This window comes from Tessaracoccus sp., from assembly GCF_016714275.1.
Classification (GTDB): domain Bacteria; phylum Actinomycetota; class Actinomycetes; order Propionibacteriales; family Propionibacteriaceae; genus Arachnia.
In genome coordinates, this window is record NZ_JADJNP010000001.1 from 1377726 (window position 1) to 1399673 (window position 21948).

The following is a 21948-nucleotide window of genomic DNA, read 5'->3' on the forward strand; positions in this document are numbered from 1 at the left end:
CTCACGCCTCCCGGCCACGCCGGAACCGGCGCTTGAGGGTGACGTCGGGAAGCTCCGGCGCGCGTAGGCGCGGGACCGAGCCGCGGTAGCCGGGCACGCGGCCGAACCGGTCGTCGGGCGCCTCGTTCCACTCGGAGCGGAGTCGGGCGATGTCGTCGTGGCTGCGTCCGATGAAGTTCCACCACATGACGATCCCCTCGTCGAACGGCTCCCCGCCCAGCAGCATGATCCGGGCGGGCGCGTCGGTCGGGTTGTGCAGCCGCAGGTGGCCGAGGCCGGCGTCGCGGACGCCGAGGACGCTGTTGTCGAGACGTACGCCGTCGAAGTCGACGTGGCCGGTGTCGACGAGAATGCCGTGCTCGAAGCCGGGGTCGACCTCCGTCTCCCACGTCACGCCCGGCGCGAGCCAGATCTCGGATCCCAGCAGCGGCGTCTCGGTGTGGACCGGGGAGCTCGAGGCACCGAGGGAGCCGATGAAGGTGCGTGCCTGCACGCCGGGGTGGTCGTCCCACACGCCAGGCTCGTGGTGCTGAAACTCGCGCGTGAGGTCCTTGGCGCGATCGGGAAGCACCACCCACAGCTGCACCCCGTGCAGGGCGGCGCGGCTCGCCATCGACACCTCCGAATGCGCGATGCCGTAGCCCGACGTCATCAGGTTCACCTGGCCGGGACGCACCATCGCGTGCACGCCGCCGGAGTCGCGGTGCTCGATCTCTCCGGAGAACAACCAACTCACCGTCTGCAGCGACGTGTGCGGGTGCGGCGGCACGTCCATGCACGCGCCCTCCTCGGGACCGTAATGGTCGATGAAGCACCACGCGCCGACGAAGGAGCGGCGCAGGTTCGGCAGCGTGCGGCGCACGCGGAGCGCGTCCTCGCCGCCGAGCGGCACATCCTTCGGCGGATACGTGTCCACCTGGCCGGGATGGTGCTCGACGGGCACGGGGCAGTCGAGCACAGGGGCGTTGGTCTCGGTGTTGCTCACGGCGACTCCTCTGGTCACCGCCCACCCTCCTCGGGTCAACCCTGGCCGTCAAGACCGCCGGTCCTCGAACTCCGGCGTTCAGAACGGCAGCGCTTGGAGGCGCGGCGCTCTGCCGTCGTGTTCGACGTCGTTAGCGAAGGCCCGCCACCGTCAGGGGCGACCAACGACGCGCGATCGTGCCGTCGCCAAGCTGGCCGTCGCCGTTCCAACCCCAGCACTTCGCGGTCGTGTTGGCGACGACGACGCAACGGTGGAGAAGGCCAGCGGTGATATCCGTCACCTTGGACAGCGACGCGGCCTTGACCGGCTTCCGGTTGGTCTCCAGCTTCCCATTGCTCGGTTCTCCATTGCCGGACTCGCCCCATCCCCAACACCACACGGTGCCGTCGCGCAGCAGCGCGCAGGTGGCGGATCCGCCCGCCACCACCCGGGCTACGCCCTTCAGCCCGGACACCGAAACCGGGAGGTCACGCTGTTCTGAGGTCCCGTCGCCCAACTCCCCCAAGCTGTTCGAACCCCAGCACTTGGCGGTGCCGTCGGACAGCCCGACGCAGGTGTGCGACCCGCCCGCGGCGATGCTGGTTGCCGTGGACACACCGACAACCTTTCTCGAGGCCCAGTTGACCCAGTGGTCGCCGCTACCCAACGCACCACGAGCGTTGTTGCCCCAGCAGGAAACTGTGCCGTCGGAGTGCAGCGCGCACGTGTGCCCCTGCCCAGCGGCCACCTCGGTGACTCCCGCGACGCCGGGGACGGTCGTCGGTAGCAGTTGCCGGTTCGGCGCGTTCGCCACGCCCAACTGGTGGTTGATGTCCGATCCCCAGCACTTGACGGTGCCGTCTGAGAGCACCGCACACGTGTGGTAGTCACCGGCCGCGATGCTCCGGACGCTCTTCAGGTTCTTCACGTCGACCGGCTTCGTTCGGTCTGTATCCGACCCGTCGCCCAGCCGGCCGTGTCCGTTGTTTCCCCAGCACTTGACCGTGCCACCGGCTAGAAGCGCGCAGTTGTGCGCCCCGCCGGCGGCCAGGCTCGTGACGTTGGACAGCCCTGAGACCTTCGTCGGCGTGCGTCGAGGTTCCGTGGTTCCGTCGCCCACCGTGCCATGCTGGTTGTTTCCCCAGCACTTGACGGTTCCCCCGAGCACGATGGCGCAGGTGTGCTTTCCGCCGCCGGACACCTTGACATCGTCGGGCTTGATCGTCACCTTCACGGCCTTCGACGACACCGCGGGCGCGCCTCGCCACGCCGGGGCATGCGCCCGATAGGGGAACGTGCCGGGCGTGGTAGGTGTCACCTTGAGGGTGGCACGGCCCTTCTTGTCCTGCTTCCCCTTAGCCGCCGACACCCATTTGCCGGACTTCTTCACCTGCAGCTGCACAGGCCGGCCCGAGCGTGCGGGCGTGAGCGTCAACGCCGCGCTCACCTTCTGGTGTACGAACACCGGGGACTTCATGGTGAACTTCGCCGACTGTCCGACCGTCGTCACTTTCGCCGACGCCGAGGTCACCTTGGCGTGGATGGTCTTGCCGACCTTCGTCTTCGGAGCCACAACGCGAACGGTCAGCGAGGACGTTTTCGTCGACGCCTTGAGTGAGAACGCACCCTTGCTGCTGGCGGTGCCTTTGGCGATCCGCTTCCAGGCGCCGCCGACCTTCGCCTGGAGTTCCACGGGCCGCTTCACCTTCGACTTCAGCGTGCCGGTGACGGCGAACGACTCGCCCTTGACAGGTTTCGCCGGCGAGACCGTGAGCTTGACCGGTGAGTCGGCGTGCGCCTCAATCGCGGCCTCTGGAAGGCCGACGAGCCCCGTTACGGCCACCAGAACGGACATCAGTCCCAGAATCAGTTTGCGCATCTGTCTCCCCCAACACACGACGTCGCTGCCGGGAATCATAGCGTCACACTCCCTGCTCGCCATCATCGTCCATAGCGGTCAGGCGTCATCAGGATCGTCCAGCCGGCCGAGGCCGTCGCCTACACTCGAATGCATGTAGCGCTCGATCAGCTCCTGGTTCGGCTACCTGGTCGTCACGGCGGCCATCCTCGGTGTGGCGGCGCTCATCGGCACGCTCGCGGCAGGAAGGCTCATCCCCGACAGCGCCTTCCGCATTACCTCGTTCGACGGCGAGTACGTGTTGGACCCACAGCCCGATGGGAGACTGGACGCGCTGGTCACCGAACGCATCACCACGAACTTCTCCTCCGAGGACAAGCACGGCATCATCCGGATGATCCCGCTGCGCTACCAGGATCACGAGAACACCGTCACCGATATCGAGGTCACGGGAAAGGTCCGCACCCTGGAAGTGGCGCTCGGCAACAGCGGCCCCGTCCCGCCCCACAAAGTTGAGCGCGAAGACGGTGCCGTCGCCATCCGCATCGGCGACCCGATCTACACGCTCTACAGCGGCGAGCAGCACTACGAGATCCGGTACCGGCTCACCGACATCGCGCTGAACATCCCCGACGGCAGCGGCCAGGAGGTGGCGCTCGACATCAACGGCACCGACTGGGCCGTGCCCGCCGACGCCGTCACCGGCCGGATCGTCGTGCCAGCCGACCTCGCCGACAACCTGAACGGCAACCTGGCCTGCTACCGAGGCCCCTCCGGGTCAACGACGACGTGCCCCATCCAGACGAAGGGCACGACGACCACCAGCAGCGAGACAGGCCTGGGCGCCTTCCAGTCCGTGACGATGGCTGTCGGCTTCGAGCCCGACACGTTCGCCACGGCCTACACCCCGCGCCGCGAGGTGCCGTGGGGCCTCGCCGTCGCTCCCGCGCTGGGGCTCCTGCTCTACGCCTGGTCCTGGGCGCAGACCTGGCGCTCCCGGGCCGCCGGCCGTCGCGTCCTCGTCACGGAGTTCGAGCCGTCCGACGACGTCCCGCCGCTCGTCGCCGCCGACCTCTGGGGGCGGCCCGAGCGGGGCGCACTGGCGCAGCTGCTCGGCCACGTCATCGACGGCAGGGTGACGCTCACCGTCGACGCCGGGCTAGGCGGGGCGGCCCCAGCGGCGGCCCCCACCCGCCTCAGCCGGCGCGACCTCCGTCGGCTCAGGTCCGGCCTCGCGCTCTCGAACCTGGACGCGCTGCCCGGCCAGGACGGGGACGACATCGTCAAGGCCCAGTTCGCCTACGGGTTCGGCTCCACGCCGCTCGTGCCGTCGGCCCTGGCTCGACGACACCGTGACGTAGTAGTCAGCGGCGGGTGGCGTCGCCCCGTCGATGAGCCCTCGGTGCTCGGCCGGTTCACGCTCATCCTCCTGGTCGCCGCTCCCGTGGCCGGCTACGTCGCCTACACCGCGGCCGCGCCGTGGTGGTGGAGCCTGATCGCAGGACTCGTCGCCGTCCTGTTGATGGTGGCAAGCGTCTACCGTTGGCCGACCTCGGGGCCGCTGACGGCCAAGGGCCGCGACGCCTACCACCACCTCCGTGGCCTGCACTCGTTCGTCACCATGGCGGAGGCGGACCGCATCGCCTGGCTGCAGGGCGTCACCACCGCACCGCGGGTCGACGGCGATGGGCGGTCCCTCGTCCGGCTGTACGAGCGGCTCCTCCCCTACGCGGTGATCTTCGGCGTCGAGGACAGCTGGGCGCAGCTGCTGGGCCGCCATGCTGCCCCTGCATCCTCGTTCGTCGCTGCCGTCGACTCGGGCGCCTGGTCCCTGGCCGACGTCCTGCGCGCCTCGACCTCCTCTGAGGCCGCCCGCGCGTACGAGCCCAACGAATCGGGTGCGCGATGGTTCGGGGCGGCCAACCGATCGGTCGGCGGCGGCTTCAGCGCGGTGGGGAGCTCGCTGCGCGCCATGGGTTCCAGCTCCAACTCCGGGGGTTCCTCCTGGTCGTCGAGCTCCAGCGGTTCCAGTGGCGGCAGCGGTTCCAGCGGCTCCGGCATGGGCGGGGGCGGCGGCCGCAGCTGGTAACCAGCTCAGCCGGCAGCAAGAGACCGAGACTCGATGTGGCCGTTGGGCCAGGTGATGTACGTGACCCAGTCGACGTCGCGGTGACCGCCGCCGTCGAGGATCGCCAACAGGATGCGCAGCGTGTCGCCGTGGGAGACAAGCAGCACATGGTCGCCGTCGGAGAACTCGGCGCGCAGCTCGTCGACGAGGATGCGGAGCCTGGCGGCGACATCGGCCATCGACTCTCCCCCTCCCCAACGCACCTCGGAGACGTGCATGCCCTCGGGCGTCGTCTCCTCCTCGAGTTCGTCGTAGTGCTTGCCCTCCAGCGCCCCCAGCGCCTGTTCGCGCAGCAGCTCCGTCTCGCGGACGGGCAACCCGTGCGCGGCCGCGACAACGTTGGCCGTCTGGCGCGCCCGGACCTGGTCGCTGGTGAGGACCGCGGTGAGCGGCACGTCGCGCAGCAGGTCGCGGGCCTGCTCCGCCTGGCGCACGCCGTCGGCGGTGAGAGGCACGCCATGGGTCTGGCCCTGCACGCGCTGCTCCACATTCCAGAGGGACTGGCCGTGGCGGAGGAGATGCAGGATCACGGCCGTAGCCTACGCAGCCTCCCCGCACGGTGCCGGCCGGGCTACCCTTGCCCCGTGATCCTGGTACTCGGCGGCACGACGGAGGGCCGCGAGCTGTGCGCCGAACTCGACCGGCGCGGTGTCGCCAACCTGCAGTCGTTGGCGGGTCGCACCGCGGACCCGCTGGTGTCGGCGTCGGTGAGAGTCGGCGGGTTCGGCGGAGCCGAAGGGTTGCGCCGTTTCCTCGCCGAGAAGGGCGTCACCACCGTCGTCGACGCGACGCATCCCTTCGCCGACGGCATCACCCGCAACGCCGCGGAAGCCTGCGCCTCACTGGGTGTGCGGCTGATCCGGGTGGATCGCCCCGGCTGGGCCGGCCATCCGCATGCGGACCGGTGGACCTGGGTCGACGACCACACGGCGGCTGCCACAGCGGCACGCGCATGCTGCCGGGTGCTGCTGACCGTGGGACGGCAGCACGCACTCGACTACTCGCCCATGCTCGATGACCACTTCGTCCTCGCCCGAGTCGCGGAGCCGCCGGCGGGGAGACTGCCCGTCGGATGGCGACTGGAGCTGGCCCGCGGGCCGTTCTCGCTCGACGGCGAGCGCCACTTGTTCGCGGAACATCGCATTGACTGCCTCGTCACGAAAGACTCCGGCGGGGAGGCGACATCGGGGAAGCTCAACGCGGCTGATGAGGCGGGCGCGGTCGTCGTCATGATCCGACGCCCCCCGCCCCCCGCTGGCGCCGAACGGGTGCGTGACGCCGCGGAGGCACTCGCCTGCCTGGGTCGGGACAGCGAATAGGGCCCTGGACATCCCAGGGCCCCTCGCGGATCGGGAGCGGTCAGCTCAGCGTCGGAATCGGGCATCCGGGCAGGATCGGAATCTGGGTCCGGATATAGAGGCACGCGGCCTCGCGCGTGATGTTGTAGGCCACCTTCATGTTCTCGCCCGTGGTGAAGCGGTCGTGAACGACCTCGACGGAAGCCACGCGGTTGGCCAGCCGCGGGTCGATGCTGGTCGTCCAGACGACGCGGCGCTCGTTCGCGTTCCAGAACCACGCCTTGGCCTCCACGCCCCACTTGCCGGGCTTCGTAACGCCGACGAGCCCTCCACACTTATCGCGCATCAGGATGGTGGTGGTGCCGGTGTAGCCGGTGGCCAAGTAGCTGTTGTAGAGGTGCACGACCGCCGACACCGTCCCCGTGTTGCGGTCGAACGTGCCCGCGCTGTCCATGTGCAGCCCACCGGTCAGTGGCCAGCTGCGCTTGTGGAAGGAGAGCGCCTGGATGTAGCCCGGCGTGCCGACCGGCGTGCCACACTGGGTCGCGGCCGGGGCGAGGAGCGTCGTCGGGACCGCTGCGGCCTGCGCGCCGGACAGGCCGAGCATGCCAAGGCCGACCGCGGCAGCCACGGCGATGCGGGAGAGGGAGGACTTCAGGATGCTCATGATGGTTACTCCTTTGAGCCGTTGCACCCGGTGTCTCCGGGATGTGACCTCAGCATCGACTGCGCGGCGTCCCGTCGTGGAGGGACATTGACCCTCTCCCCGCGGGACAGGATCACGACGTTCAGCGCGGCAACTGCACGCGGACTCGGGTGCCCGTCTCGTCGCTCTCGACGGTGAGCCTCCCTCCCACTTCCTCGGCACGCTGCCGCATCGATTCCATCCCGACGCCACCCTCTCGGTACCGCGCGCCGCCACGGCCGTCGTCGCCGACCTCTACGCGAAGGTCGGGACCCGTCCCATCCAGCGTCACCCACACGCGCGAGGCCCCCGAATGGCGGGCCGCGTTCGACAAGGCCTCCGTCACGATGCGAAACACCGCCACCTCCAGCGCAGCGTCGAGATCGGCCACCCGCCCCACCGCCGTGACCGCGACTGTCGGCTCCGGGCCGATGGCGTCAGCCCGCTGCTGAATCGCGGCCAGGAGCCCTCGGTCCAGGGCGCCCGGCCGCAGCCCGTCGACGATCCGCCGCATCTCCTGGCTGCACTCGCTCAACGTCTCCTGCACCGAGGCGAGGAGTTCCGTCGGGTCGGCCTCGGGCCGGGAGGCCGCCGCGGCCTGCATCCTCGCCCCCGCGATGGCCGGGCCGAGGCCGTCGTGCAGGTCCCTGCGGATGCGGAGCCGTTCCTCTTCGCGGCTTCGCACCACCGAGTGCCGGGCGCGCCGGTCGAGGTCGTCGAGGTGATAGGCGAGGATCGCGATCCCCATGCCCACCGGCACGGCCAACAGACCGGGGACGGTCGCGTACGGCAGGCCGAGCGCCTCCACCACGATGCCAAGCACAATCAGTACCCCTGCGGGCAGTAGGGCGCGGATCTGGGTACGTTCGAGCCGAGCCGCGCGTCGCGCTCGGAGGACCAGCTCTACAACGGCGGCAGCCCCGACGCCCACCACCACGGCTATCGCCGATGCAGCCACCAGGAGCGCCCCGCGCGTGGCGCCGTGAGCCGGAGCGGCGGCGACCAGCAGCCCTGGCGTGAGGAAGGTGCCGACGGCCAGACCCACCGTCGCCACCGCGCCCGCCCCGAGGGCGAGAGTCACGAGCCACCGTCTCGTCCGCCCCCTCAGCCTCCCCTCCGGATAGAACGGAAGGGTAGCGACGAGCAGCGCCCACGGCGGCCACCAAGCCCACTGCTCCACCCAGGCGCCCATGCGGGTCCCTCCCAACGCCGCCGCTACGACCGCGAGCAGCGCTCCAACCCCGACCAGCGTCAGCAGAAGGCCCACCCGGTTGGCTGGGCGGGCACGCAGGAGAAAGGCGCCGACGGGCAGGCAGCCAAGCGCCAGGACGACGGCGGGAACGGTCGTCGGCGCACTCACCCGATCAGCGTGTGCAGCAGGTTGTGGAACCAGCCGGCCATGTGTCCGCTGGAGCGGTCGATCGTGGCCCAATGGGCCCAGCGCACCAGCGCGGGAAGGTCGCCCGGTTCGGGAACCGCCTGCAGGGCCGTCGTCGCTGCGTCCGACGGATGCTGGGCGAGATGCAGGTGTACGCGTCTCACCACCCGCCGCATGCGGGCCTCGACGGCGACCGGCGCAGGCCGGCCGAACGGCGCGAACCCGGTCAACGACAGGTCCAGCCCGAGGAGGGGGCGCAGTGGACGCCCTGACGCGTCGAAGAAGTCGAGCTCCAGCCGTCTGCCCTCATGTTCCGCATGGTGTCCGCCATGGGTCGCGCCGTGTGCGATGAGCTGGGCCGGAGTTCCTACCTGGAACCAGTCGTCGGTACTGGAAATCGCGACGACCAGTTCTGCGGGTGGTGGTCGGTCTTGCATCTGCTTCTCCTCGCCGTGCTCCGATGGATCTCGTGGGACGGTTCCCGCGAGTATGGCAGGGCTCCGCGGCTAGGGTCGAGGCATTGGGGAGAAGGTCAACTTTGGAGGAGGGCGAACCGGAGGTGGAGAAGACACTCGTGCTGGTGGTTGACGATCACCCCGTCGTCCGGCGCGGCGTCGCGGCGCTGCTCTGCTCGGAGACATGGGTAGGCGATGTACTCGAAGCCGACACTGTTGCCCTGGCCGAGGAGCTCGCCGCAGAGCATCCCGTGCGGCTCGCCGTGGTCGACGTGGGCCTCCCCGACGGCGACGGCGTCGACCTGACCCGACGGTTGAAGGCGGCCCATCCCGAGATGGCAGTGCTCGTGCTGACCATGACAGCGGAACCGGATCTCGCGCGGGCGGTACTGTCCGCCGGCGGCTCGGGCTTTCTCGTGAAGGAGACCGACCCGGAGGTGCTCCTCGGCGCCATTCGGACGGTGCGCGATGGCGGCCTGGTCGTCGGCCCTCACCTCCCCGACGCGCGGCAGGTGCTCGCGAAGCCGCTTGGCGACGTTCCCCGTCCTTTCGACCGGCTGAGCCCGCGAGAACTTCAGCTTGTGCGGCTCGTCGCCGCCGGTGTCGGCAATGCGCAGATCGCCAGGCGCCTGTCGATCGCGGACAAGACCGTGCGCAATCAGCTCTCGAACGTGCTCGTCAAGTTGGGTGCGGCCGACCGCGTGCAGCTCGCGCTGCTGGCCAGGGACCACGGTCTCCTCGGCTGAGACGTTCCGCGGACGGATAGCTCTGGAGCCGTGTCAGTCGGCGAGCATCAGCTGATCGCGATGGACCGCGGGACGCTGCCGCTCGTGGCCGCGCTCCGCGCTGGAATGACCGGCCTCAGAGGTGAGCTGGGCGCTCGAGTAGCCCACGAAACCGCGGCCGAGGGGCTCGCCGTCGGGGCCGACGATCTCCACGGGCTCGCCCTCGGCGAAGGTTCCCTCGACGCGAGTGATGCCTGCGGCCAGCAGCGACGCCTTGCCGCGGCGCAGGGCGGCGCGAGCGCCGTCGTCGACGTGCAGAGCGCCCCTCGGCTCGGCGGCGAATGCCAGCCAGAGGAGGCGGCGCGGGCGACGCCGCTTGCGCGCGGGGAAGAACGTCCCGACTTCCTCGCCCGCGAGGGCGGCGCCGAGGTCGTCCGCATGCCCGAGGACGACGCTGACGCCGGCCTGCGTGGCGATGTCGGCGGCGATGAGCTTGGTCGTCATGCCGCCGGTGCCCACCTTGGAGCCGACTCGGGAGGTGTCGGCCTCCAGCGTCGCCAGGTCGTCGACCCGGTCGATCCGCTCGGCCCCGGGTGTGTCGGGGTGCGCGGTGTAGAGGCCGTCGACGTCGCTCATCAGGACGAGCGCGTCCGCGCGGACGAGGTGAGCGATGAGCGCGGCGAGGCGATCGTTGTCGCCGAAACGGATCTCGTGCGTGGCGACGGTGTCGTTCTCGTTGACGATGGGGATCACGCCCAGGCGAAACAGCCGCGAGATCGTGTTCAGGGCGTTGCGGTATGTCTTGGGTCGCAGCACGTCTTCGACGGTCAGCAGGAGCTGAGCGATCAGGCGGCCATGCTCGGCGAACGCGTCGGAGTACGCCCTGACCAGCTGTCCTTGACCGACGGCGGCCGCCGCCTGCTGCGTCTCGAGGTCGCGGGGCCGACGGCGCAGCCCCAACGGGCCGATGCCGGCGGCGATGGCGCCGGAAGTGACCAGCACCACGCGAACGCCGCGCTCGTGAAGCGCCGACAGGTGATGGGCGAACTGTGCGACGCGTGCCTGGTCCAGCTGCCCGTTCGGGAGCGTCAGCGAAGAGGAGCCGACCTTGACGACGATCCGCTTGGCGGACGCAATCTCATCCCTCATCGTCGTCCGGATCCCCCTCATCGTCGGGCTCGAAGCCGCTGGTGGCGTAGTCGATGGCCTTGGCCGCGTGGTATTCGGCGTCGAGCTTCCGGCGACGCGCGGCCGCGGGGCGTTCGGTCTCCAGGCGCTGGTCCTCACCGCGGCGGCTGAGGATCTCGGCGCCGATCTCCACCTGCGGGGCGAAGTCGAACACGACCGCGTTCTCGCCGCCGATCGCGACGGCGTCGCCCGTGCGCGCGCCGAGGTCGAGGAGCTTCGTCTCGACACCCAACCGGTTGAGCCGGTCGGCGAGGTAGCCGACGGCCTCCGCGTTGTTGAAGTCGGTCTGGCGGATCCAGCGCTCGGGCTTCTCGCCGCGCACGCGCCACACGAAGCCGCCTTCGCCGTCGCCCTTCTTGACGATGGTGAACTCCTCGGCGGCCGTTCCGCGGCGCGAGGCGACGGGCGCCGGCCGCAGCACGGGCGTCGGGGCGGGCGCGGGCAGTGCCGCGCGGCGCGCCGCGACGATCTTTGCCATCGTGAACTTCAACTCGTTCAGGCCCTCGCCGGTCTTGGTTGAGATGACGAAGATCGGGTGGCCGAGCTTCTCCAGCTCCGGCTTGGCGATCTCCGCGAGCTCGTGAGCATCGGGCAGGTCGACCTTGTTCAGCGCGATGAGCCGCACCCGGTCCTCCAGCCCGCCGTGCGCGGCCAGTTCTGCCTCGATGACCTCGAGGTCGGCGACCGGGTCGCGGCCAGGCTCGTAGGTGCCGAGGTCGATGACGTGCACGATGGCCTGACACCGCTCGATGTGCCGGAGGAAGTCGAAGCCGAGGCCACGCCCCTCGGACGCGCCCTCGATCAGGCCGGGCACGTCAGCCACGGTGTAGGTGACCTCGCCCGCGACGACGACGCCCAGGTTCGGCACCAGCGTCGTGAACGGGTAGTCGGCGATCTTCGGCCGTGCGCGCGAGATGGCCGCGACGAGCGACGACTTGCCCGCGGACGGGAAGCCGACGAGGCCGACGTCGGCGACGACCTTCAGCTCGAGCTGGATGAGCCGCGACTCGCCCTCCTCGCCCAGCAGCGCAAAGCCGGGCGCCTTGCGGGAGGCGCTCGCCAGTGCCTCGTTGCCGAGGCCGCCCCTTCCGCCCTGGGCAACGACGATCTCCTGCCCAGGTTCCGTAAGGTCCGCGAGCACCTCGCCGGTCTCGGCGTCGGTGACGACGGTGCCGCTCGGCACGGGCAGAACGACGCTGTCGCCCCGCGCCCCGTGCTGGTGGTCGCCCTTGCCCGGCTGCCCGTTGGTCGCCTTGCGCACCGACTGGCGGTGGTACTCGACGAGCGTCGACAGCGAGTCGTCGACGCGCAGGACCACGGACCCGCCGTCGCCGCCGTTGCCGCCGTCGGGCCCGCCGAGCGGCTTGAACTTCTCGCGATGGATGGACGTGCAGCCGTGCCCGCCGTTGCCAGCCTGGACGGTGAGCTTGACGCGGTCGACGAAAGAAGGAATAGCCATAGGCGGGTCAGTCTATCCCGGCACGATCCCCGCAGCCTCCAACCGGGGTCCGGCGCACAGAAAGCAGTGAGGCCCGCCCCGAAGGGGCGGGCCTCACTGTGGATCTGTGATCAGGCGGGAACGACGTTGACCACGCGGCGACCGCGCTTCACACCGAACTCGACCTGGCCCTCGACAAGGGCGAAGAGGGTGTCATCGCCACCGCGTCCGACGCCGTCGCCCGGGTGGAAGTGGGTGCCGCGCTGGCGGACGAGGATCTCGCCGGCACCGACGACCTGACCGCCGTAGCGCTTGACGCCCAGACGCTGGGCGTTCGAGTCACGACCGTTGCGCGTAGAGGACGCGCCCTTCTTGTGTGCCATCTTCTACTCCTCAGGCCTCGATACCAGTGACCTTGACCTGGGTGTACCGCTGGCGGTGACCCTGGCGCTTCTTGTAGCCGGTCTTGTTCTTGTACTTCAGGATCCGGATCTTCGGACCCTTGGTCTCGCCCACGACCTCGGCGGTGACGCTCACCTTGCCGAGAGCCTTGGCATCCGAGGTGATCTTGTCGCCGTCGACCAGCAGCAGCGGCTGCAGGGCGACAGTACCGCCGACCTCTTCCGACACCAGGTCGATGTTCAGGACGTCGCCGACAGCAACCTTGTGCTGTCGACCACCGTTGCGCACGATCGCGTACACGACTGACCTACCTTCGTTTAACTAGCAAAGTCTTTGGGTGCCCATCCGAACGAATACCGTCCAGGGGCAAAGCACCGAGGGATTACTCTACGCGGCACCCCGCAGGGGGTCAAACCGGCATTAGGTGGTCACCACCACCGGGACGATCATCGGGCGGCGGCGAAGACGCTTCGAGATCCACTGGCCGAAGGCACGGCGAGTCACCTGCTGTAGGCGGATCGTGTCGTCCACGCCGTCGGTCAACGCCTCAAGCAGCGCGTCGGAGACGCGGCCACGGGCCTCCTCGAACACCGAGCCGTCCTCCGCGAGACCGCGGGCCTGGATCTCCGGGCCGCTGACGATCCTACGGTTGTGGACGTCGACGACGGTGATCACCGAGACGAAGCCCTCCTCGCCGAGGATGCGGCGGTCCATGATCGACTCAGAGATGTCGCCCACCGTCGAGCCGTCGACGAAGATGTAGCTCGCGTCAACCGATCCAACCTTCCGCGCCACGCCGTCCTTGAGATCGACGACGTCACCATCGCCCGCGATGACGACGCGCTCCGCGGGAACACCCGTTGCCTCGGCCAGCTTGCCGTTGGCGATCAGATGGCGGACCTCGCCGTGGACCGGCATCGCGTTCTTGGGACGCAGGATGTTGTAGCAGTACAGGAGCTCGCCCGCGGATGCGTGGCCCGAGACGTGCACGAGCGCGTTGCCCTTGTGCACGACGGTGGCGCCGAGCTTCGAGAGGCCATTGATGACGCGGTAGACGGAGTTCTCGTTGCCGGGGATGAGCGAGCTGGCGAGCAGGACCGTGTCGCCCGGGCCGACCTGGATGACGGGGTGGTCGCGGTTGGCGATGCGGCTGAGCGCGGCGAGCGGCTCGCCCTGGGAGCCGGTCGAGACAATGACGACCTTGTCGGCCGGGTACCTGTCGATCTCCTTCAGCTCGATCAGCGTCCCCGCCGGCACCTTCAGGTAGCCGAGGTCGCGCGCGGTGCCCATGTTGCGCACCATCGAGCGTCCGACGTAGACGACCTTGCGGTCGTGCTTGACCGCCATGTCGAGCACCTGCTGGACGCGGTGCACGTGGGAGGCGAAGCAGGCGACGATCAGCTTGCCCTTCGAGCCCTCGAACACCCGCGCAATGGCGGGCTCGATGTCCTTCTCAGGCGTAGTGAAGCCGGGCATCTCGGCGTTGGTGGAGTCCGCGAGGAACAGGTCGACGCCCTCTTCGCCGAGGCGCGCGAATCCGCGGAGGTCCGTGATCCGGCCGTCGAGCGGCAACTGGTCCATCTTGAAGTCGCCGGTGTGCAGGACGAGGCCTGCCTTGGTCCGGATGGCGACGGCAAGCGCGTCGGGAATGGAGTGGTTGACGGCCAGGAACTCGAACTCGTAGTTCCCGATCTCGATGATGTCGCCCTCCTCGACGGCGTCGAGGACGAAGTCGCGGAGGCGATGCTCGCGCAGCTTCGCGGCGACGAAAGCCAGCGTCAGCTTCGAGCCGTAGATCGGGATGTCCGGGCGGCGCTTCAGGAGGTAGGGCACGGCGCCGATGTGGTCCTCGTGCCCGTGGGTGAGGACGAGCGCGACGATGTCATCCAGGCGTCCGTCGAGGTAGTCGAGGGCCGGGAGGATGAGGTCGACGCCGGGGTGGTGGTCCTCCGGGAAGAGGACGCCGCAGTCGACGAGCGCGATCTGGCCGTCGATCTCGAACGCCGTCATGTTGCGGCCGACGTCCCCGAGACCACCCAAGGGAATCACGCGCAGCGTGCCGGGGGCCAGTTTCGGGGGCGTCATCACTTCTGTCATGGCCCACAGGGTAGTGGACTTTCGCTGGTCAGCGGCCCTCGTTGAGGCCCCTAGGATGGTCCGCATGTCTGCCGTCGACACCGTCCGCCTGGCCATGCCGTCCGAGTCCGTCGATCTCGCCCGCATCCAGCGACGTGCGTGGTCGGAGTCCGGCGCGCTTGCGGCCGCGGTCGCGGGGATGGGGGCAGACGAGGCAACCCGCGCCTGGCACGACGCCATTGTCCGCCCGCCGCTGGCTCACTTCCGGGTGCTCGTCGCCATCGGCGAGCCTGGCGTCGTCGCGTTCGCGGTCACCGGACCCAGCCCCGACGACGACGCGGAGGAACGCGTAGGCACCATCGGCGAGTTCGTCGTCGACCCCCGCCAGCGCGGCCGCGGCCACGGCTCGCGGCTGCTGAACGCGGCCGTCGACACGCTGCGCACCGACGGCTATGACGTCGCCACCATCTGGGTCCAGGCAGCCGACGACGCCCTCCGCGCGTTCCTCACCGGCTGCGGGTGGGCGTCAGACGGCGCGCACCAGGAGGTCGCCGTCGACGACGCGGGCGCACGCCTCAGGCTCGTGCGCCTGCACACCCGCATCGCCGACGCGGGACACTAGATTCCGAGCACCGACTCCATCTCGAGGGTCAGGCCGGGGTGGTCGACGACGTGGCGGATGCCGGCGACGACGCCGGGCATGAACGAGACCCGGTCGAACGAGTCGTGGCGGATGGTGAGCGTCTCCCCCAACGCACCGAACAGCACCTCTTGGTGCGCGACCAGGCCTTGGAGCCGCACGCCGTGGACGTGGATGCCGTCGACGACCGCACCGCGGGCGCCGTCGTCGTGGACGGTCGCGTCCGGGACCGCGCCGAGGCCGGCCTCGGCGCGGGCGGCGGCGATGCGCCGCGCTGTCGTCGCGGAGGTACCCGACGGCGCGTCGGCCTTGTTCGGGTGGTGCAGTTCGACGATCTCCGCCGACGGGTAGAACGCGGCCGCCTTCGCCGCGAACTGCATCATGAGCACGGCACCGATCGAGAAGTTCGACGCGATCAGCACGCCGACGCCTGGGTTCTCGGCGAGCACGTCACGCACCAGATCGAGGCGCTCCGGCGTGAACCCGGTCGTGCCGATGACCATGTGCATCCCGCGGCTCACCGCCCATTCGATGTTCTCCATGACGGCATTGGGATGGGTGAAGTCGACGACGACCTGCGCGCGCCCGATCTGCTCCCGCGGCTCTCCGAGATCGACCCCTCCGACAGCGGTCATCCCCTCGGCGCGCCCCACGGCGCGGATCACCTCGCTGCCCATCTTTCCGCTCGCCCCGAAAACGCCGACCCGGATCTCATTCACCGCTGGTTCCCTTCCCTCTTCCTCACAGTTAGGCCCAACGTTACCCATCATCGAGGGGACCGAGGCCGTAGACAGGCCCGGTGTAGGTTCACAGCCGGAGCGCAGGCCGCCGCTGGCAGTCCTGCACCGTCGGCAGAGGGCAGACCCAGGCAAAAGAGGCGCCAGGACCAGATGGTCCCGGCGCCTCATCGGCTCATTGGTTTCGACTCGCCGGTTCGCTATCGCTCACGCGGCGGCTCCGCCAGCAGTCGTCACTCGGCCGCGGCCTCGGTCTCCTCGACGACCGGGACCAGCGACAGCTTGCCGCGGTCGTCGATCTCCGAGATCTCGACCTGCAGCTTCTGGCCGACGCTCAGCACGTCCTCCGGATCCTCGACGCGCTTGCCGCCGGCGAGGGCGCGCAGCTTCGAGATGTGCAGGAGGCCGTCCTTGCCGGGCATGAGCGACACGAACGCGCCGAACGGCATCAGCTTGACGACGGTGCCGAGGTAGCGCTCGCCCTTCTCAGGCAGGTGCGGGTTGGCGATCGCGTTGATCTGCGCGACCGCGGCCTCCGCGGCCTCGCCGCTGTCGGCGCCCACGTACACGGTGCCGTCGTCCTCGATCGCGATGTTCGCGCCGGTCTCGTCCTGGATCGTGTTGATGACCTTGCCCTTGGGGCCGATGACCTCGCCGATCTTGTCGACCGGGATGCGCAGCGAGATGATGCGCGGCGCGTACGGGGACATCTCATCCGGCGCGTCGATGGCCTCACCCATGACCTCGAGGAGGGTGTGGCGGGCGTCGCGGGCCTGGAGCAGGGCCTTCTGCAGCTCGACGGCGGGGATGCCGTTGAGCTTGGTGTCCAGCTGGAGGGCGGTGACGAAGTCACGCGTTCCCGCCACCTTGAAGTCCATGTCGCCGAGGGCATCCTCGGCGCCAAGGATGTCGGTCAGCGCGATGTACTTGGTCTCGCCGTCGACGTCCTCACTCATGAGGCCCATCGCGATGCCCGCGACGGCGGCCTTCAACGGCACGCCGGCGTTCAGCAGCGACAGCGTGGACGCGCAGACCGAGCCCATCGACGTCGAGCCGTTGGAGCCGAGCGCCTCGGAGACCTGGCGGATGGCGTACGGGAACTCGTTGCGAGTGGGCAGCACTGGCGCGATCGCCCGCTCGGCGAGAGCGCCGTGGCCGATCTCGCGACGCTTCGGGGAGCCGACGCGGCCGGTCTCGCCCGTCGAGAACGGCGGGAAGTTGTAGTTGTGCATGTAGCGCTTGGTCGACTCGGGCGAGAGCGTGTCGATCTTCTGCTCCATGTCGAGCATGTTCAGCGTCGAGACACCCAGGATCTGGGTCTCGCCGCGCTGGAACAGCGCCGAACCGTGCACGCGCGGGATGACCGCGACCTCGGCGGAGAGCTCACGAATGTCGCTCGGGCCGCGGCCGTCGATGCGGACGCCCTCAGTGAGGGTGCGGTGGCGAACGATCTTCTTGGTCAGGGCCTTGAGGGCCGCGGAGACCTCGTTGCCGCGGTCGGCGAAGCGCTCGGCCAGCTGGGCCTGCACGTCCCCGCGGATGGCGTGGGTGGCCTCGTCGCGCTCCTGCTTGCCCGCGATGCGCATGGCCTCGGCCACACGGTCGCTGGCGAGCTCCTGGACGGCCTCGAAGACGTCGTCCTGGTAGTCGCGGAAGACCGGGAAGTCGTAGGTCTCCTTGGGCAGCTTCGCGGCCAGCTCGGACTGCGCGTCGCACAGCGCCTTGATGAACGGCTTGGCGGCCTCAAGTCCCTGGCCGACGATCTCCTCGGTCGGCGCGGTCTTGCCCGCGCGGACGAGCTCCCAGGTGGCGTCCGTTCCGCCGGCCTCGACCATCATGATGGCGACGTCACCGTCGGCGAGCACGCGACCCGCGACGACCATCTGGAAGGCGGACTTGGCCACCTGCTCGACGGTCGGGAACGCGACCCACTGGTCGTCGATGAGGGCGACGCGGACGCCGCCGATGGGGCCGGAGAACGGCAGGCCCGCGAGCTGGGTCGACATGGAGGCCGCGTTGATCGCGACGACGTCGTACATGACCGCCGGATTCAGCGAGAGCACGGTGACGACGACCTGGACCTCGTTGCGGAGGCCCTTGACGAACGCGGGACGCAGCGGACGGTCGATCAGGCGGCAGGCCAGGATGGCGCCCTCACCGGGGCGGCCTTCGCGACGGAAGAACGAGCCGGGGATGCGGCCCGCGGCGTACATCCGCTCCTCGACGTCGACGGTGAGCGGGAAAAAGTCGATGGCGTCGCGCGGGGTCTTCTGCGCGGTCGTCGCCGACAGCAACATGGTGTCGCCGTCGAGGTAGACGGCGGCCGATCCGTCGGCCTGCTGCGCGAGCGCGCCGGCCTCGAAGCGGACGGTGTGGGTGCCGTAGCGGCCGTTGTCAATCACGGCCTCGGCGAATTCGATGCCCGGTCCTTCCACGGACAGGCTCCTTTCGTTCGGGCGCAGCCCAAACCCGCGCGGGTGTTCTCCCCGCGAAGCGCCAGCCGGTCTTCGATCGAGGCCCGCGGGTGCGCAATCTCCTGCACCCGAAGGCCACTACCGAGGACCAGACTCACACCCGGTTGGGCGGCTGTTTCTCTCTCGGACCACGAAATGGTCCGAGATCATGCTACCCCCTCGCCTCACTTCCACCGTATTCGCGACGTGGCACGATGAGCTCATGAGCACATCGTCCGTGCACGTCATCGGCGACGCCGCCATCGCGACGGCGCGACGGTGGGCCGAGGCCTGCCGCACCCATCCCGAACCCCGGGCCACGAAGCTGTTGGCCGCCGCCCTGCGTCACCCCGAGGGGCTTCGCTTCACCCTCGACTTCGTGGACACGGTCATCCGTCCCGAGGATCCGACGGTCGCCGCCGCCGCGCTGCGAGAGCTGGCCCGCCGCGACGTCGGCTTCCTGCCGGCTCCCCTGCGACTCGGGCTGCGCACCGCGGTGGCGGCCACGCCCGGTACCCTGCTCCCGCTCGTCAGGAAGGTGTTCGAGATGCTCGTCGGCGACCTCGTCGTCGACGTCGGCTCCTCCCTCGCTCCTGCGCTGCGACGCCTGCGGCGCCGTGGGGCGGAGCTCAACGTGAACCTGCTCGGCGAGGCCGTCCTGGGCGACGAGCACGCCCGGGCGCGCCTCGAAGCGACGACGAGGCTCCTGTCGCGCGCGGATGTCGACTATGTGTCCATCAAGGTGTCGTCGGTGCTGGGTCAGCATGCCCCCTGGGGCCAGGCTGCCGTCGCCGACGCCGCCGTCGAACGGCTGCGGCCGCTGTTCCTCCGGGCGGTCCGCGAGGACACGTTCGTCAACATCGACATGGAGGAGTACCGCGACCTGCACCTGACGCTCGAGGTGTTCGAGCGCCTCGTACTGGAACCTGAGCTGCTGCGGCTGCGGACGGGCCTCGCGGTGCAGTGCTATCTGGTGGAGTCGCCGCTCGTCCTGCGCGAGCTTGACCGCATCGCGGCCGCGCGGATCGCGGCCGGCGGTGCGCCTCTCAAGGCCCGGCTCGTCAAGGGCGCGAACCTCGCCATGGAGCGCGTGCAGGCGGAGCTGCGCGGCTGGGCGAACCCCGCGCACGCGACGAAGGAGGAGACCGACGCCTCGTACCTGCGCGCGCTGGGCGAGTGCCTGACGCCCGAGCGCGCAGCGCGGGTGCGGATCGGCGTCGCGAGCCACAACATCTACACGTTGGCCGCCGCCTGGGAGCTGGCGAAGGCACGGGGCGTGACCGACGCCGTCGACGTCGAGATGCTGTCGGGCATGGGTGTGCCGCTGCAGCGGGTGATCCAGGGCGAGGTCGGCCGGCTGCGGTTGTACGTGCCGGTGGTGCCGCGCGCCGAGTACGACTCCGCCATCTCGTACCTCGTCCGCAGGCTCGAGGAGAACGCGGCGCCCGAGAACTTCATGTCCGGTGCCGCGTCGCTGGGCGCCGACGCTGGGTTCCTTGATCGTGAGGAGGCGCGGTTCCGGGCTGCTCTCTCGCATGTCGACGACGCGACGCCGAAGGAGTGGGCCACTCAGGTTCGCCCCGAGCACCCCGGGTTCGCGAACGCCGTCGACACCGACCCCGCGCTGCTCGCGAACCAGGAATGGGCGGAGTCGATCCGTGCGGGGTTACCCGCCCCGGAGCTCGGCGCCGCCACGCTGGCCGTCGCGCGCCTCGACGGGGAGGGCGCCGTCGACGGGGTACTCGCCCGGGGTGTGGAGGCGGGGACGCGGTGGGCCGACGTCTCCCCCGCCGAGCGCGCCCGCCTGCTGCGGCGCCTCGGCGACGAGCTGGAGTCGGCCCGCGCCGACCTCATCCGCATCGCCGCCGACGAGGTGGGCAAGCTGATCGACCAGGCGGACGTCGAGGTCTCGGAGGCCTGCGACTTCGCGCGCTACTACGCGGGTCTGGCAGAGGAGCGGGTCGACGGCGTCCTCCGCGTGCCGCCGCGGCTGGTACTCGTGGCCTCTCCGTGGAACTTCCCCATCGCCATCCCGCTGGGCGGCGTCGCGGCAGCGCTGGCGGCCGGGTCCGCGGTCATCCTCAAGCCGGCGCCGCCCGCGCGTCGGGTCGCCGCCGTGCTCACGGAGGCCTGCCTGCGGGCAGGGTTCCCCGAGGGCGTCGTCCAGCTCGCACACGTCGACGACGGGCCACTCGGCCGGGCCCTTGTCGAGGATTCGCGCGTGGGCCTCGTGGTGCTCACCGGCGCGGCGGAGACCGCCGAGCTGTTCCGGTCCTGGCGGCCGGGCCTCCCGCTGCTGGCGGAGACCTCCGGCAAGAACGCGCTGGTCATCACGCCGTCAGCCGACCTCGACCTCGCCGCCGTCGATCTCGTCGCGTCCGCGTTCGGCCACGCGGGCCAGAAGTGCTCGGCGGCGTCGCTCGGCATCCTCGTCGGCTCCGTGGCGCGCTCGCGTAGGTTCCTGGACCAGGTCTGCGACGCGGCCCGTTCGCTCGTCGTCGCCTGGCCCGACGACCCGCTGGCGGAGGTGGGTCCGCTCACCGAGCCGCCCGGCGAGAAGCTGCTCCGCGGGCTCACGACCCTGGAGGCCGGGCAGCGCTGGCTGCTGAAGCCGGAGCGGATCGACCAGCGGCTGTGGCGGCCGGGCGTCCGCGAGGGCGTGCTTCCCGGCAGCGAGTTCCACCAGGTCGAGTACTTCGGGCCGGTGCTGGGGTTGATGTCGGCGGCGACGCTGGATGAGGCCATCGCCTGGCAAAACGGCACCCCCTACGGCCTGACCGCGGGGCTGCACTCGCTGGACCCCTCGGAGGTCCAGACGTGGCTCGACCGGGTCGAGGCAGGCAACGTGTACGTGAACCGCTCGATCACCGGCGCCATCGTGCGCCGGCAGCCGTTCGGCGGCTGGAAGCGTTCCGCCGTCGGCCCGGGCGCGAAGGCGGGCGGACCCAACTACCTGCTGGCCTTCGGCCGCTGGGAGCCAGACCTCGACGCCGCACCGGACGATGCCTGGCTCGCCGCCGCACGGGCGTCGGACGAGGCCGCGCTGCGCAGCCACTTCCGGAGGCAGGACCGCACCGGGCTCTCCGCGGAGATCAACGTGCTGCGCTACCGCCCCGTCCCCGTCACGGTCCGGGTCGAGGATGCGCCGGTCCGCGACGTCCTCCGCGAGGCGGCAGCCGCGTCGACGGCGCGGGCCCCTGCGACGTTCTCGTTCCGCGGCGAGCCCGCGCCCGAGGTGCGGATCGCGCTGGCGGGCCGCCGCGTCGTCGTCGCCCCCGACGAGGAGTTCGATGCCGCGGCAACGGGCCGCGTGCGCCACCTCGGCACGCGCGACCTGCTGGCCGACGCGGGCGGCTCGATCGACCTCACCGTCTACGCCGGTCCGTCAGTCCTCCCGGGCCGGGTCGCTCTGCTGCCGTACCTGCGCGAGCAGTCCGTGAGCATCACCAACCACCGGTTCGGGCACCCGAGCCGCCTGACGACGAGCCTCGCGCTCTGACCCCGATAGGCTGTTGCGGCCCAG

General features: G+C 70.2%; 18 protein-coding genes. 5 read left to right on the top strand and 13 right to left on the bottom strand.

The features are described from left to right. Window position 1: 1 nt before the first annotated feature. Together IPJ61_RS06365 and IPJ61_RS06370 are read right to left on the bottom strand one after the other, a co-directional pair. The gene (locus tag IPJ61_RS06365; protein ID WP_297104278.1) at window positions 2-985 is read right to left on the bottom strand and encodes a pirin family protein; all 984 of its coding nucleotides are present in this window, start codon (window positions 983-985) and stop codon (window positions 2-4) included. Between the two features lie 130 nt (window positions 986-1115). Beyond that, window positions 1116-2819 (bottom strand): RCC1 domain-containing protein, encoded by a 1704-nt coding sequence (locus IPJ61_RS06370; RefSeq protein ID WP_297104282.1) that lies wholly within the window; start codon window positions 2817-2819, stop codon window positions 1116-1118. Window positions 2820-3036: 217 nt separating this feature from the next. Here IPJ61_RS06370 and IPJ61_RS06375 point away from each other — a divergent pair, with 217 nt between their 5' ends. Then, complete coding sequence (locus IPJ61_RS06375) at window positions 3037-4911, top strand: DUF2207 domain-containing protein (protein ID WP_297104285.1); 1875 nt, start codon at window positions 3037-3039, stop codon at window positions 4909-4911. A 5-nt stretch (window positions 4912-4916) separates the two neighbouring features. Here the strand turns inward: IPJ61_RS06375 and IPJ61_RS06380 are convergent, their stop codons facing one another. Beyond that, entirely contained in the window at window positions 4917-5480 is a 564-nt protein-coding gene (locus IPJ61_RS06380) for a histidine phosphatase family protein (protein ID WP_297104288.1), read from the bottom strand. 54 nt (window positions 5481-5534) lie between these two features. Here IPJ61_RS06380 and IPJ61_RS06385 point away from each other — a divergent pair, with 54 nt between their 5' ends. Then, window positions 5535-6269, top strand: a complete 735-nt coding sequence (locus IPJ61_RS06385; protein ID WP_297104293.1) for a cobalt-precorrin-6A reductase — start codon at window positions 5535-5537, stop codon at window positions 6267-6269. Window positions 6270-6309: 40 nt separating this feature from the next. Here the strand turns inward: IPJ61_RS06385 and IPJ61_RS06390 are convergent, their stop codons facing one another. The 3 genes from IPJ61_RS06390 to IPJ61_RS06400 all read right to left on the bottom strand — a co-directional run bounded on the left by IPJ61_RS06390 (window position 6310) and on the right by IPJ61_RS06400 (window position 8748). Beyond that, window positions 6310-6915, bottom strand: coding sequence for a hypothetical protein (locus IPJ61_RS06390; RefSeq protein WP_297104296.1), 606 nt, complete (start codon window positions 6913-6915; stop codon window positions 6310-6312). 121 nt (window positions 6916-7036) lie between these two features. After that, window positions 7037-8293 carry a sensor histidine kinase gene (locus IPJ61_RS06395; RefSeq protein ID WP_297104299.1) on the bottom strand — a complete coding sequence of 419 codons (1257 nt, stop codon included), beginning with the start codon at window positions 8291-8293 and terminating at the stop codon, window positions 7037-7039. Beyond that, window positions 8290-8748, bottom strand: a complete 459-nt coding sequence (locus IPJ61_RS06400) for a hypothetical protein (protein ID WP_297104301.1) — start codon at window positions 8746-8748, stop codon at window positions 8290-8292. The genes IPJ61_RS06395 and IPJ61_RS06400 overlap by 4 nt, the downstream gene beginning before the upstream one ends. Window positions 8749-8870: 122 nt before the next feature. Between IPJ61_RS06400 and IPJ61_RS06405 the strand changes: the two genes are divergently transcribed. Then, entirely contained in the window at window positions 8871-9512 is a 642-nt protein-coding gene (locus IPJ61_RS06405; protein WP_297104304.1) for a response regulator transcription factor, read from the top strand. Between the two features lie 33 nt (window positions 9513-9545). On the opposite strand, the gene proB is transcribed toward IPJ61_RS06405, so the two are convergent. From proB to IPJ61_RS06430, 5 genes are all read right to left on the bottom strand, one after another. Then, the gene (gene proB, locus IPJ61_RS06410) at window positions 9546-10640 is read right to left on the bottom strand and encodes a glutamate 5-kinase (protein ID WP_297104307.1); all 1095 of its coding nucleotides are present in this window, start codon (window positions 10638-10640) and stop codon (window positions 9546-9548) included. Then, window positions 10630-12138 (bottom strand): GTPase ObgE, encoded by a 1509-nt coding sequence (gene obgE / locus IPJ61_RS06415; RefSeq protein ID WP_297104309.1) that lies wholly within the window; start codon window positions 12136-12138, stop codon window positions 10630-10632. The genes proB and obgE overlap by 11 nt, the downstream gene beginning before the upstream one ends. A 110-nt stretch (window positions 12139-12248) precedes the next feature. Beyond that, complete coding sequence (gene rpmA, locus IPJ61_RS06420) at window positions 12249-12500, bottom strand: 50S ribosomal protein L27 (RefSeq protein WP_219080266.1); 252 nt, start codon at window positions 12498-12500, stop codon at window positions 12249-12251. A gap of 10 nt (window positions 12501-12510) precedes the next feature. Next, the gene (gene rplU / locus IPJ61_RS06425) at window positions 12511-12819 is read right to left on the bottom strand and encodes a 50S ribosomal protein L21 (protein WP_297104320.1); all 309 of its coding nucleotides are present in this window, start codon (window positions 12817-12819) and stop codon (window positions 12511-12513) included. Window positions 12820-12939: 120 nt separating this feature from the next. Beyond that, window positions 12940-14604, bottom strand: a complete 1665-nt coding sequence (locus IPJ61_RS06430) for a ribonuclease J (protein ID WP_297105576.1) — start codon at window positions 14602-14604, stop codon at window positions 12940-12942. A gap of 76 nt (window positions 14605-14680) precedes the next feature. On the opposite strand from IPJ61_RS06430, the gene IPJ61_RS06435 reads away from it, so the two are divergent. Next, window positions 14681-15217 carry a GNAT family N-acetyltransferase gene (locus tag IPJ61_RS06435; protein ID WP_297104323.1) on the top strand — a complete coding sequence of 179 codons (537 nt, stop codon included), beginning with the start codon at window positions 14681-14683 and terminating at the stop codon, window positions 15215-15217. Here IPJ61_RS06435 and dapB read toward each other — a convergent pair. Both dapB and IPJ61_RS06445 read right to left on the bottom strand, forming a co-directional pair. Then, a complete protein-coding gene (gene dapB, locus IPJ61_RS06440; protein WP_459251267.1) occupies window positions 15214-15945 on the bottom strand; it encodes a 4-hydroxy-tetrahydrodipicolinate reductase in 732 nt (243 codons plus the stop codon). The two genes, IPJ61_RS06435 and dapB, sit on opposite strands and share 4 nt — an antisense overlap. Window positions 15946-16205: 260 nt before the next feature. Continuing rightward, a complete protein-coding gene (locus tag IPJ61_RS06445; protein WP_297104328.1) occupies window positions 16206-18407 on the bottom strand; it encodes a polyribonucleotide nucleotidyltransferase in 2202 nt (733 codons plus the stop codon). Between the two features lie 241 nt (window positions 18408-18648). Between IPJ61_RS06445 and IPJ61_RS06450 the strand changes: the two genes are divergently transcribed. Further along, entirely contained in the window at window positions 18649-21924 is a 3276-nt protein-coding gene (locus IPJ61_RS06450; RefSeq protein WP_297104331.1) for a bifunctional proline dehydrogenase/L-glutamate gamma-semialdehyde dehydrogenase, read from the top strand. Window positions 21925-21948 lie beyond the last annotated feature (24 nt).